This window comes from Balneola sp. EhC07 (assembly GCF_001650905.1).
Taxonomy (GTDB): domain Bacteria; phylum Bacteroidota; class Rhodothermia; order Balneolales; family Balneolaceae; genus Balneola.
This window is the reverse complement of the sequence record NZ_LXYG01000018.1, coordinates 207,833-220,684: the sequence shown is the minus strand read 5'-3', so window position 1 is coordinate 220,684 and position 12,852 is coordinate 207,833. Positions and strand designations below refer to the sequence as shown.

The window sequence follows — 12,852 nt, the reverse complement described above, 5'->3', positions numbered from 1 at the left end:
TTAATTACCTTGGTTAGTTTCTCTTTGTCGCAATTGTTCTTGAGCATCTTTGACTCCTTGTTCGGCTTCATCTCTAAAAGTTTCTGCTTCGGAACGAGCATTGCTTTGTGGAAATAACTGAATAAATTTCTCGTAAGAAGATATTGCTAAATTATATCTTTCTACTTGCTTGTTAAGGATACTATTGACTGCATATTCGTTATATGTGTCAATCTGGTTTAGCAAAGCTGTTTCTGCCCATTTAGATTCCGGGTATCTGTCAATAACCAGATCATAGTAAATTGTTGCTGCTTTATACTGATCCGTTCTGGAATAAAACTGAGCAGACTCGTAATACTTTCTGGCAAGTTTTTCTCTCAACTCATTTATTTTACCTGCAGACTCTGTTACAAACCTGGAATCAGGGTATCTGCTGTTAAACAATTGAAATTCTTCGATAGCTCTTCTTGTAGCACTTTGATCCAGTCTGTACCTCGGACTTTGATGATAGATACTCAGAGCTTTTTTATAATCTACTTCTTGACGCTTTGAGTCTCTGGGATAAAAAGTGATAAATCTATTATACTCAGCTTCAGCAAGGATATATCTTTCCTGATTAAAATAACTTTCTGCTAAATAATATTGGGCTTCCTGAGCGTACTCACTACCTCTTCCTACTCTTGTAACAGTTTCAAAGATCTCAGCTGCATCGCCATAGCTTCCTTCTTCAAATTTCGTAATACCTTTTTGATAAGCTTCCTGAACTGTATCACCCGGGTTTACTAATCTCGAGCTTTTACAAGCAGTGAATAATAAAATTACAGTTAAAAATAAATATGAATTCTTTTTCATTAGTGAGTTTATAATTAATGATCTCTGTTTTTTAGAAAGATAAGAAGATTTTTAAGCTCTTGTTTGTATTCTGAGTCTTCAAAATTATTCAATGAATCAATGGCTTTGTTGTAATGTTGTTCAACTTTAAGAGCAGTATCAGCAATAACTTCCAACTCTTTCATCAATTGTAATACAGCGTCGACTTCTTTTTCTTTCGAATTTTCTTCCGATAAAACACTTTCAATGAACTCTTTCTGTTCTTTATCTGCTCGTTCTAACGCAAGTATTGTAAGATATGTTTTCTTTCCTTCATAAATATCTCCACAAACTCTTTTTCCAAATTTTCCCGGGTCGGCAATTGCATCTAAAAGGTCATCCTGTATCTGAAAAGCAATTCCCATTTCTGTCCCTAAACTGAAAAGAATATCAGATTGAGATTCAGTAGCATGAGCTGAAATAGCTCCAAGCTTAAGCGAACATGCCAGCAGAGCTGAGGTCTTACCTTTGATCATCTGAATATATTCATGATGATCTACATCTGATCTGTCCACAAAATCCATATCCAAAGCCTGACCTTCGCAAACTGTAATGGTTGCTTTGGTAAATGTTTTGTTGATTTCAGCGTATTCTTGTTTTGAGAAAGAATCGTTGGAACCATAAAATTCTAATTGTCTGAATGCATCAGCAAACATGACATCGCCTGAAAGAATAGCGGTGTTTTGATCCCATTTATTAAAAACACTTGGGTTACCCCGCCGGGTTTCTGCACTGTCCATTATGTCATCATGAACAAGAGTGAAATTATGCAAGATTTCAACAGCTAGGGCTGAAGGAATTGCATCTAAAACATCTCCTTTACAGATACCGCACGCTAATAGCACTAAAAAAGGACGAATCCTCTTCCCTCCCGTTTCCATTGTGTAAGAATACGGGGCGTAGAGAGTCACAGGTAATTTCGGAATTTGTAATTCTGAAATTTCTTTCTCTATAAGTGTGTAAAGATTTTGGTGTAATTCGGTTTGTGCCAAGACGTCTCTGGAGAATAATTTGAGAGAATATAAGGATTCTTATACACCTAAAAAGCTAGGATTTGAGTTTTAAATGTGAATGATTGAGATCTTCTAAAGATTTGCAACCAAGTAGTGTAAGAATGGTTTTCAGATCTTTTTCCCATTTTAAAAATAACTCTTCAGCTCCCTCTAAACCATTAACTGAAATTGCTTTAATAAAAGGTTGTGCGCTAGCGGTAAAATCGGCTCCAAGACATAAAGATTTAGCTATATCGAAAGCGGATCTTATACCACCTGAAGAAATTAATTCAAACTTATGATCCTTCTTGAGCTTATTTATATCAATTAAACAATCAGTTGTGCTGATTCCCCATTCATCGAAATCAAAATTAGGATCAAGATTAGAATCACGAAGATTTTCCACTTTTGCCCAGCTGGTGCCTCCTGCTCCGGCTACATCAATAACAGAAACCCCAACATTAATTAGTTTTCTTGCAACTGATTGTGAAATTCCGGCTCCGGTTTCCTTTACCAACACAGGAATTGAAGTTTTTGTAACTAAATGCTCAATCCCATCCAGTACTCCTTTGAAATTTCTATCTCCTTCGGGTTGCATAAGCTCCTGCAACGGGTTTAAATGTACGATAACAGCATCAGCTTCAATACTATCAATCATACTTCTTAAAGAATCTTTTTGTAAACCTCCTATTAGCTGAACACCACCGATATTAGAACAAATAAAAGTATTTGGAGCTTTCTTCCGGACTATGGAAAAAGTCTCCGTTAAAGAGTCATCTTCCAGCATCGCTCTTTGGCTCCCAACTCCGAAAGGTAGATTCTTCTCATTGCAAAATTCTGCTATAATAGCATTAACCTGACCTGCTTCAGAGTAACCGCCTGTCATCGAAGAAATAAATAATGGAAAAGAAAATGTACGTCCAAGCAATACCGCCTCTGTTGATATATCGTCTAGATTTACTTCAGGAAGAGCATTATGTATAAATTGATATCTTTCAAATCCAGTTGATTGATCATATTGAGCTTGCTGATCAACAGTAAACTTTATATGATCTTTTTTGCGGTCTCTTATTTCACTCATATGTATTTTGGGAACTGTGAAAATTTTTGAAATTTATAGTAAGCATAGCTTTCCTATATTGTAAAAGATAAATGTAAGGATTTGAACAAAGAAGAAATTATATCACATATCAACCAACAAGAAAGTAACAGCATTAAGTTCGCTGTTACAGACATTGATGGAGTTCTGAGAGGAAAACTGATAAGTAAGGAGAAATTTTTAAAATCTCTAGATAATGGTTTAGGGTTTTGTAATGTGGTTTTTGGATGGGATATAAATGATGCAACCTACACAAATACTATGGTAAGCGGTTGGCAAACAGGTTATCCAGACAGCTTATCTACTATTGATATAAACACATTGAGAAAAATTCCCTGGGATGATGACAAGCTTTTTTTTCTAGGTGATTTTGAGCATTCAGAAGATCTGAATAAAGTTTGTCCCCGAAGTTTACTGAAGCGTATCCAAAAGGAGTGCAATGATTTAGGTTATTTACCCAATTTTAGTAATGAGTTTGAATGGTTCACGTTTGTAGAATCACCGCATACCTTGCAGCACAAAAATTATATGGCACCAGTACCCCTTACACCCGGAATGTTTGGGTATTCAATTTTAAGATCGTCACAACACAGCCATTTCGTGAATTCCATTTTCGATTCCTTGCATGATTTTGATATTCCTGTTGAAGGATTGCATACTGAAACAGGCCCGGGTGTTTATGAAGCCTGTATCAAGTACGATAATATTCTATCAGCTGCAGACAAAGCTGTTCTTTTCAAATCTTCTGTAAAAGAAATTGCCTATCAGGAAGGAGTAATGGCTAGTTTTATGGCGAAATGGAATAAAGAATTACCCGGATGCAGTGGGCATATTCATCAGAGTCTTTGGGATATTGAAAGCAAAAAGAACTTATTCTTCGAACAATCATCAGAAAGCAAGATGAGTTCACTAATGGAATCTTACATAGCAGGTCAGCTTCATTGCTTGCCTTTTATCTTGCCAATGTTTGCGCCAACTGTAAATAGCTATAAACGATTTGTAGAAGGCTCCTGGGCTCCTACAACTGTAAGCTTTGGGATTGACAACAGAACAACAGCTTTTAGAGTAATAAGAAGTTCTCAGGAAGCAATAAGAGTTGAAAACCGAGTGCCGGGATCGGATGCAAATCCTTATTTAAGTATGTCAGCAAGTCTCGCTTCGGGTTTATACGGTATCAAGAATAACTTAAAACTTGAGATTCCTGTTACAAAAGGAAATGAATACGACAACACAACTACTGAACCATTAGCAACAAATCTTCATAAAGCAACTAAAGCAATGAAAGAATCAGATATAGCTAATGAACTTTTTGGTGAGGAATTCACAGATCATTTTATAAAAACGCGGGAATGGGAATGGAAGCAATATGATCCTCAGCAGGCTAATTGGGAATTAAAAAGATATTTCGAGATCGTTTAATGGCATTCATCGACTTTGATACAATAATTCGAGAGGCTTGGAACAGCTACGATATCTCCAGAGAAATAGCACACATCGTGGATATAAGCGCGAAAGTTTCTACAAATCATGTGTACAGGATTTCGCTTAAGGACAAAAATTATATAGTAGCCAAGCTTTCCTATTTCGGAAAGTTCGAACACTTTGTTGAAGATCACAGCATTATAAACACACTTTCCAATAATCTGCCCTCTCCTTTTGAAAACTTTCTGGCCAGATCTTTGATGAAAGGAAACAAGTTGTTTGTTCATCGTTATAAAAGTGAAGTTATAGATGCCTGGGTGGTTTTTTACAGACCTATTCACATTAAAAATAAACTTCCTAAACGTCTGAACAAGAATGAGATAGTAAAGTTAGCTCAGCAAACAGCTCACTTCCATAAAGCTTGTGATACTGTAAAAGCTACTTTACCAAGATCTTCTAAAACCATGCAGGACGATGTTAATGATCTTCTCGAGATTCTGGATGATAAATCCACTAAATATGAATACCCTGTTCACAGATCTTTGATCAGAGATCATTGTCACCTCTTTTTAGATAACTATAAATCCTTAGGTGGAGACGAACTGGAAACCATTCCTGTATTTGTAGACTGGAATATTGGCAACTTTTCAGTAACACCGAATTTTAAGCTTTTTTCAAGATGGGATTACGATTGGTTCCGGATGAGTACCCGAATGCTTGATTTCTATTTCTTTAGTCGTGTAGCTTCTGATATTGGCGATAAAACCGTGTTTAGCTACAATGTGGATGTTATGATGGAAGAACGTTTTATCATCTTTCTAAAAGCATACCATAAGATCTTTCCACTTTCAGAACTTGAGATTCACTTTCTTAAGGAATCATATCGTTTTTTTATTCTCACTTATGTGATTAAATATGGCCGATTTTTCTTTCATGAGATATTTGCCACTAAACTTCAGAAAGAGGCATTAGAAATTCATTTACCCACTCTGGATGAAAAATTTGACGCTGAACCATTACTTAACGCTTTAGAACTATAATAAATGAGCTACCCTTCTTTTTTCGATATTGCAGAACAATTTAAAGTTATTATGCTGGACTCGTACGGCGTAGTCAAAAATCACAACGGATTAATTAAAGGTGCTGATAAAACTCTGGCTTTTATCCGTGAACAGAAAAAACTATTCAGGATTCTTACAAATGATGCGTCCCGAAGCCCACAGCAACAGGTTGATAAATATGTAGAATTAGGTCTGCCGGGTATTCAGCTTCATGAAATGATAACATCCGGGATGATGGCGAAGCATTTTCTTGAGCAAAAGATAACCAGTGGTAAAATCGCTTATCTGGGGACTGAAAACTCAGCGGATTATATACTGCAAGCAGGTTTGGAGCATATTGCAGTTGCCGATGTTGATCTGAACAATATTGATGATATATCAGCTTGTGTGTTCTTAGACGATGAAGGCTTCGATTGGAATATTGACATCAACAAAGTAGTAAACCTCCTTAGAAAGAAAAATATGCCTGTTATTTTGGCTAATTCTGACTATTACTACCCTGTTTCACATAACGATATTGCCATTGCTACCGGTGGTGTAGCAAAACTGGTCGAAAATATGCTTGGAAAAAAATTCATCCATTTCGGAAAGCCGGATTCTCAAATGTTCATGTATGCTTATGAACAGCTTATTCAAGATGAGTATATAAACAAAAATGATATCCTTATGGTTGGTGATACATTACGTACTGATATATTGGGTGGCAATAAGTTTGGAGTTAAAACAATGCTGGTTCTTTCGGGAAATACTCGTGAAGATAATTACGAATCACAGATTCGATCTACGGGTATTATTCCTGATTTCGTCTGTAAATCCATTATGGAATGAAATACACTTACAATGATCGTGACTTTGGTATTAAACGCTATCCGTCAACTACAAACAGATCGCTACAACCCTGGAATGCAGCTGATGAACTGATCCTTGAGTATATAAGCGACCTGAGTGATGAGTATGAATCTTCAGTGTTGCTAAACGATCGCTTTGGTTTTCTTGCCACTACCCTTTTCAAGTTGCAACCGCTTTCAGTAGTAGATTACAAGAGTCATCAAAAAGCTATTGAAAGGAATTATGTTATCAACTCCTTAGTATTGAAATCACGCACAATTAAATCTCCTTTGGGGTCACTTCCTGATACCGATATAGGAGTGATAAAGAGTCCTAAATCATTGGAAGCTTTTGAGTTCTATCTTCAGTTATTACACAACTCATTAAAAGAAAATGGCGTCATCGTTTGTGGATTTATGACCAAATACTTTACACCACAATTGCTCGAAATCAGCAGTAAATATTTTGTAGATATTGAGCAATCAAAAGCTAAGAAAAAATCCCGTTTACTCATTCTAAAAAATAAGAAAGAAGTTGAGCAACAAGCAGTTACGCTCGACATCAAATTTGGCGATAAAGTATACAAACAGTACCCGGGAGTTTTTTCTTCCGATCATATTGACTATGCTACTCAATTCCTTTTAGAACATCTTACAGTCAAAGAATCAGAAATTAATATCCTTGATCTGGCTTCAGGAAATGGTGTGATAGCGGATCATATACTTATTCAGCAACCGAACGCTGAAATTCATTTAGTGGACGACTCTTTCCTTGCGGTCGAATCCTCAAAAATGAATGTAAATGAAAGCGCTCATTTCCATTGGAATGATTCTCTGGAAGATTTTGAAGATGGATCTCTTGATCTGGTAGTATCCAATCCTCCTTTCCATTTTGAACACGAAACCAACATTGAAGTAACAATTAGCCTGTTTACTCAGGTTCAGAACTCTTTAAAAGAAGCCGGAAGATTTGTTTTGGTAGCAAATAAACATCTGAACTATAAAACTCATTTAGATAAATTGTTTATAAACTGCTCCATTACTGCAGAGAACGATAAATTTGTAGTTTATGAGTGCTTGAAATAGATAATTGAGGAATAATGATCAGACCATACATCTTAGCTGAAACCAACTGGAAGCATTTAAAAGATGCGGATATTGAACTTGCTGTACTTCCCTGGGGAGCTACGGAAGCGCATAATTACCATCTGCCCTACTCTACTGATAACATTGAAGGCAAAGCAATTGCTGAAGAATCAGCGAGGATTGCCTGGGAAAATGATGCTATTGTAATTGTATTACCGAATATTCCATTCGGTGTAAATACCGGCCAGTCTGATATCTATCTGGATATCAATCTAAATCCAAGTACTCAGTTTCAAATACTAAAAGATATCATTGAAGTGCTGAACAGGCAGGGTATTCATAAGTTTATGATCCTAAACAGTCATGGTGGTAACGACTTTAAGTCAATGGTTCGGGAGCTTGGACTTTTGTATCCGGATATGTTTATCTGCGTAACTTTCTGGCCAAAAATGTTGGATCGGCATAAATATTTTACTGATCCCGGAGATCATGCCGACGAAATGGAAACCAGTTTAATCCTTCATCTTGAACAGCACTTAGTATTACCGGCGAAAGAATGGGGCGATGGAGCTGAAAGAAAAAACAAAATAGCAGCTTTTAATGAAGACTGGGCTTGGAGTGAACGCCCCTGGTCTAAGGTTACAAAAGATACCGGAATTGGTGATCCAAAAGCTTCTACAGCTGAAAAAGGAGAGCAATTCTTTAAGGATGTATGCAAGAAAATGGCTCAACTTTTTATAGATCTTAGCAAGGCTGATGTTGATGATCTTTACGAATAAGGTATCAATTTCCTTGTTTTAGAATCCGGAGAAATTATCTTTTGTTAAATTTTCCTGATCACATTAACGCCATCTCTTACCGGAAGTAATACTTGCTCTACCCTTTTATCCTCAGCTACAAGTTTGTTGAACTCAGATATCGCTTCTGCTTTTTTGTCTTCCGGATCAAGAACGGTTCCATCCCAAAGTACATTATCAGCAATAATGAGCCCGCCCGAATTTAGCAATGGCATTACCTGTTCAAAATAAAACGAGTATCTCAATTTATCTCCATCCAGGTAAACCAGATCGAATGTACCGTTTAGTTCTTTAATTGTGTTCTGAGCATTTCCGCAGATCATTTTAACCTTATGCCCTGCTTTGCTTTTATCAAAGTGATTCTGAGCTATTTTCTGGTACTTCAGGTTCATCTCCAAAGTGATCACTTCTCCATCTTCAGGTAAAGCTTCTGCCATCATTACTGCTGAATACCCTGTAAAAGTACCAATCTCAAGAATTCGCTTTGCGCCTGATATCTTTACCAGCATTTTAAGTAGTTGCCCAACCACTCTCCCGCTCAGCATGTCTATGTATTGGAGTTCTTCATCGCTGGAGTTGATCAGATTTTGAATATCCTTACTTTCGGGACTTGTATGAACTTCCGAATATTTATCAATTTCAGGATTCGTAATTTGAACGATTGGTTTGTCTCTGTGCTTCTTCATAATTGAAAGATAAGGCAGAACACCCTATCATCACCAAAAAGAATTGAATTGAATTTTATCCCTGCTAAAGAATCCCGTTTTTTGATCTGGTTTTTTGACCTGTATACCCGTTGGTTACTTAGACGTCGGTTTAAGAATATTTTTATTAAGCAGGATTATAAACCAGAAACTGATACAAAGACTGTCTACTTCATTAATCACAATTTGTGGTGGGATGGTTTACTTCCACTTTACTTGAGCAGAAATATTTTTCATCAAACAGCACGGGCTTTTATGGAGGATAAGCAGATGCGTAAACATCGGTTTTTTTCTAAAATTGGTGCTTTTTCTATAAACCTTTCTGATCCCCGATCCACCTTAAGATCACTAAGATTCGCTGTTGATAGTTTGAATAAGCCGAGTTCAAGTTTATACATTTATCCCGAAGGAGAAATCACTCCTGTTTCAGCTTCAAAACCAGAGTTTAAGAATGGATTAGCTTGGTTGTATCAAAATACGGATATAGAAATCGATTTTGTGCCCATAGCTTTTTATACCCATACATTCCGTGACAGCAAGTCGGAGCTCTATATCAATATTGGTACAGCATTGAATATTGATCGTTCTCTGTCAAAATCAGAATTAACTACTGATTTCGAGAAGAATGTACATGAATTGCTCAAAGAAACCAGAAAAGTTGCGGGTTTTACTGATGAGCGGTTTGAGAAAAGCTAACAGCTAACAGCAAATAGCTGTTAGCTTTATATCACCATGTCCATTCATAGAACATCTTAAACCTTTGAACCCAATGAGGCTTTTGATTCGCAAATCTCAGACGCATTTTTACTGCGGGCCAAAACTTTTTGGAGTAAATATTTTCAGGATAGATGTATTCTGAAATTCCTTCAGCCACTGAAACCTTTCCATCTTTGTGTATTATAGCCTGACCTAAAAAACGTTGGTAAAAAGGTCCGTCATCCAGAGGTAAAGCCGCCTGTACAGTGACCTCACTGTCCCTCGACTTCAAAGTTATTTTTCTGGCTGAACGTAAGCCAAACATATTTCTGAGAAATCCTTCCGTCTCAACAGATGAGAATTCATCTATTACCTCTCCGTTTTCATTTGAAATCAACCACGCTTTATACTGCTTTTCATTTGTTCTATTCATCACGTAATAGATCAGAGTGGAGTTATCAAAATGATATCTTCCCCAGTACCAATCCTTAAAATCTTCTTTCATAGGTTCTAAACCAACATTATGATCGTGATAACCGGAACCATTAAAAGTGATCTTTTGAAAGCCTGATTTCCCATTAATCTCAATTGAACCTGATACTTCTGATTTTGGCTGAATTAAATTCCAGAAATGATGCTCGTTCGGATTTTTTGAATCGATTGATGGTTCAGTAATTATAGAACTGTTGAATTCGAGCTCTGCTTTAATGGAATGACCTGACGGTAAAATATCATTCAACACGATCGAATAAACCAACTTTGAATCATTTTCAGATTTTGAGAAGCTATGAGGACCTATCGAACAAGTGTCTGACTCCTTGACCCAGTTAAAATCATCAGCTGAATATTCCGCAAAGCTATAGAACTCTGTTTTATTTCGGTTATAGATCGAGATACTGACTCCGGGAAATTCATCAGGAACTGAAGATTTATTTTCGATATTTCGAATGTATTCCGGAGAAAAAGGATTTCCCTGATAGAAAATGATAACAAAAGACCAATTTCCATCTTCACTCAATGCATCAAAATACCACCACTCGTATCCTCCGGATGGCTTATTTGGAAAAGGGTTTTCGTCAAAATGATCTGTAGAAATATTCATGGGCAATTATCAGAATCTTTTGAGTGAACTACAACCTCAGCTTCATTAACTTCCATCACTAAATGATGATCCTTTTATACATATCAGTAGGCTTTTTGATTTATACGTGTTTTATACTTGGAATGAATTTGATTGATTTTAAAGGTTTAAAGAACACAATCGTTCCCGATTCTCCTGAAAAACCAAAAGTCAGTATTTGTATACCTGCAAGAAATGAAGCTTCGGTAATAGAGCGATGTGTGACTTCGGCTCTAAAACAAAACTATCCCAATTTTGAAGTTCTGGTTCTGGATGATCAATCTACTGATGGCACAGGAGAAATTTTAGATAAGCTTTCGGGAATCATTAATAACCTGATACACATCAAAGGAAAAGAAAAACCAAATGAATGGCTCGGGAAACCATGGGCTTGCCATCAGCTTAGTGAAGCAGCTTCCGGCGAGATTTTAATTTTCATCGATGCAGATGTTTGGTTAGACGAGGATGCAATTCCTAAAGCAGTTGCAGAGCTTTCTGATGTAGATGTAATAACAGTATGGCCGGAACAAATCGTAGAGTCTTTTTGGGAAAAACAGGTTATCCCTTTGGTCTATTTTGCATTGTATACACTTCTTCCGTCTCGATATGTGGAACAAACTCCGAAATGGCTTCCCCCCTTTTTAAGAAAGAAATTTGCACCAAAATTCGCAGCAGCCTGTGGACAGTTTATAGCTTTCAATAAAAATGCCTACTCAAAAATAAATGGTCATGAATCTGTAAAAGATCAAATCATTGAAGATGTTGAATTAGCTAAAAACATCAAGAGTAGTGGATTAACTTTAAAAATGCTCCATGGTGTTGGGTCAGTATTTTGCAGGATGTATTCCTCTGACAGTGAATTATGGAATGGACTCAGAAAAAACTTTTTTGTGGGCTTTGGTAAGAATACTGTTCTCTTTTTATTGATGTCTGTTTTACACCTTATTGTATTTGTAGCTCCTATTTTCACTTTTGTCTATGGGTTTCAAGTCAATTCTGTTGAACTACTTATTTGGTCATCAATCTCATTGATTCTGATATTTTCGCAACGAGCCGTACTTAATTTTATATTCAAGTGGGATATCTATTCTTCTTTCACGCATGCAATTGGAGTGCTTTGGTTTCAGACACTTGGAATACAGTGTCTGATAGATCATTTTACAGGAAAATCAGTTAGCTGGAAAGGAAGAAATTTAGACTAGAAATTTCTTCATATTATTTTCATAAAAGTTTTCTTTTTTGATGTCGGATATACATATTCCATCAATGAAAGTGATCATCGAGAAATACCTCAAATACCTGGCTGTTGAGAAGAATGCTTCACCTCACACCATCACTTCATATGGCAATGATCTTACATCTTTTTTAGAGTTTTGTGCACAACAGGAGGATTCAGATCCAGAAAAGATTTCGGTTCACTCTATAACACGGTTAACAATCCGGCTTTGGCTTGGTGAACTTTCAGAAAAAGGAATGGCAAAGAGTTCAATTGCTCGAAAAGTAGCCACGCTCAGATCTTTTTTTAAATATTGTTTTAAGCGAGGCCACATCGACAAAAATCCTGCACAATTATTAGTGGTCCCAAAAAAAGACAGAACGCTGCCTAAAACGGTAAACTCGGCCGATATTGAACGAATGATGGATTCAATAAATACCGATACTCCTTCTGGAAGACAAGATAAAGCTTTGCTTGAATTATTTTACGGAACCGGAATTCGTTTAAGCGAGTTAATAAATTTAAACCGTGAACAAGTTGACCTTAGAAATAATCAAATAAATGTTACCGGAAAAGGTAATAAACAGCGGATTATTCCATTAGGTAATAAAGCTATTACGGCGTTAAAGGATCATCTTGAGACAAAAGAGAAATTATTTGGAAGCCAAACAGACAGAGATGCTGTAAAAGGATTATTTCATTCAGCACACGGGCAACGGATGTATGCAAGAAACGCTCAACGAATAGTAGAGAAATATTTAACTAAAACTAGCGAGGTAACACAAAAGAGCCCTCACGTATTAAGGCATAGTTTTGCAACACACATGCTTGATAACGGGGCAGACATCAGAATAATTAAAGAGTTTTTGGGTCACGCCAATTTAGCAGCAACCCAGATCTACACTCATACCAGTGTAGAGAGACTCAAAAATGTGTATGAGAATGCACATCCAAGAGCTAAAACGTAAAACTAATAGGAGAAC

13 protein-coding genes are annotated in these 12,852 nt (G+C 36.6%); 8 read left to right on the top strand and 5 right to left on the bottom strand.

Annotated elements, in window-relative coordinates; translation table 11 throughout:
• Genes A8B79_RS12845 through fni form a run of 3 tightly spaced genes read right to left on the bottom strand, consistent with a single transcriptional unit; the run spans position 1 to position 2,922 of the window.
• Positions 1 to 831 (bottom strand): outer membrane protein assembly factor BamD, encoded by an 831-nt coding sequence (locus tag A8B79_RS12845; protein ID WP_066223397.1) that lies wholly within the window; start codon positions 829 to 831, stop codon positions 1 to 3.
• 14 nt (positions 832 to 845) lie between these two features.
• Complete coding sequence (locus A8B79_RS12840; RefSeq protein WP_066223396.1) at positions 846 to 1,841, bottom strand: polyprenyl synthetase family protein; 996 nt, start codon at positions 1,839 to 1,841, stop codon at positions 846 to 848.
• Positions 1,842 to 1,896: 55 nt separating this feature from the next.
• Complete coding sequence (gene fni, locus A8B79_RS12835; protein ID WP_066223394.1) at positions 1,897 to 2,922, bottom strand: type 2 isopentenyl-diphosphate Delta-isomerase; 1,026 nt, start codon at positions 2,920 to 2,922, stop codon at positions 1,897 to 1,899.
• Between the two features lie 81 nt (positions 2,923 to 3,003).
• Between fni and A8B79_RS12830 the strand changes: the two genes are divergently transcribed.
• The 5 genes from A8B79_RS12830 to A8B79_RS12810 are packed head-to-tail and all read left to right on the top strand — an operon-like array spanning position 3,004 to position 8,115.
• Positions 3,004 to 4,359, top strand: coding sequence for a glutamine synthetase family protein (locus tag A8B79_RS12830; RefSeq protein WP_066223389.1), 1,356 nt, complete (start codon positions 3,004 to 3,006; stop codon positions 4,357 to 4,359).
• On the top strand, positions 4,359 to 5,402 hold the full coding sequence (locus tag A8B79_RS12825) for a hypothetical protein (RefSeq protein ID WP_066223387.1): 1,044 nt from the start codon (positions 4,359 to 4,361) through the stop codon (positions 5,400 to 5,402). The genes A8B79_RS12830 and A8B79_RS12825 overlap by 1 nt, the downstream gene beginning before the upstream one ends.
• A 3-nt stretch (positions 5,403 to 5,405) precedes the next feature.
• On the top strand, positions 5,406 to 6,251 hold the full coding sequence (locus tag A8B79_RS12820; protein WP_066223385.1) for an HAD-IIA family hydrolase: 846 nt from the start codon (positions 5,406 to 5,408) through the stop codon (positions 6,249 to 6,251).
• Positions 6,248 to 7,336 carry a class I SAM-dependent methyltransferase gene (locus A8B79_RS12815; RefSeq protein WP_066223383.1) on the top strand — a complete coding sequence of 363 codons (1,089 nt, stop codon included), beginning with the start codon at positions 6,248 to 6,250 and terminating at the stop codon, positions 7,334 to 7,336. The genes A8B79_RS12820 and A8B79_RS12815 overlap by 4 nt, the downstream gene beginning before the upstream one ends.
• Before the next feature lie 17 nt (positions 7,337 to 7,353).
• On the top strand, positions 7,354 to 8,115 hold the full coding sequence (locus A8B79_RS12810) for a creatininase family protein (protein WP_066223569.1): 762 nt from the start codon (positions 7,354 to 7,356) through the stop codon (positions 8,113 to 8,115).
• Positions 8,116 to 8,159: 44 nt separating this feature from the next.
• On the opposite strand, the gene A8B79_RS12805 is transcribed toward A8B79_RS12810, so the two are convergent.
• Positions 8,160 to 8,819: an O-methyltransferase gene (locus A8B79_RS12805; RefSeq protein WP_066223381.1), complete on the bottom strand. Its 660-nt coding sequence runs from the start codon at positions 8,817 to 8,819 to the stop codon at positions 8,160 to 8,162.
• 48 nt (positions 8,820 to 8,867) lie between these two features.
• On the opposite strand from A8B79_RS12805, the gene A8B79_RS12800 reads away from it, so the two are divergent.
• Entirely contained in the window at positions 8,868 to 9,533 is a 666-nt protein-coding gene (locus A8B79_RS12800; RefSeq protein ID WP_066223379.1) for a lysophospholipid acyltransferase family protein, read from the top strand.
• 31 nt (positions 9,534 to 9,564) lie between these two features.
• Here A8B79_RS12800 and A8B79_RS12795 read toward each other — a convergent pair whose 3' ends face one another.
• On the bottom strand, positions 9,565 to 10,635 hold the full coding sequence (locus A8B79_RS12795; RefSeq protein WP_066223377.1) for a hypothetical protein: 1,071 nt from the start codon (positions 10,633 to 10,635) through the stop codon (positions 9,565 to 9,567).
• A gap of 122 nt (positions 10,636 to 10,757) precedes the next feature.
• Between A8B79_RS12795 and A8B79_RS12790 the strand changes: the two genes are divergently transcribed.
• Both A8B79_RS12790 and A8B79_RS12785 read left to right on the top strand, forming a co-directional pair.
• Positions 10,758 to 11,855, top strand: a complete 1,098-nt coding sequence (locus A8B79_RS12790; RefSeq protein WP_235603697.1) for a glycosyltransferase — start codon at positions 10,758 to 10,760, stop codon at positions 11,853 to 11,855.
• A 40-nt stretch (positions 11,856 to 11,895) separates the two neighbouring features.
• Positions 11,896 to 12,837, top strand: coding sequence for a tyrosine recombinase XerC (locus tag A8B79_RS12785; RefSeq protein ID WP_235603695.1), 942 nt, complete (start codon positions 11,896 to 11,898; stop codon positions 12,835 to 12,837).
• Positions 12,838 to 12,852: the final 15 nt, after the last annotated feature.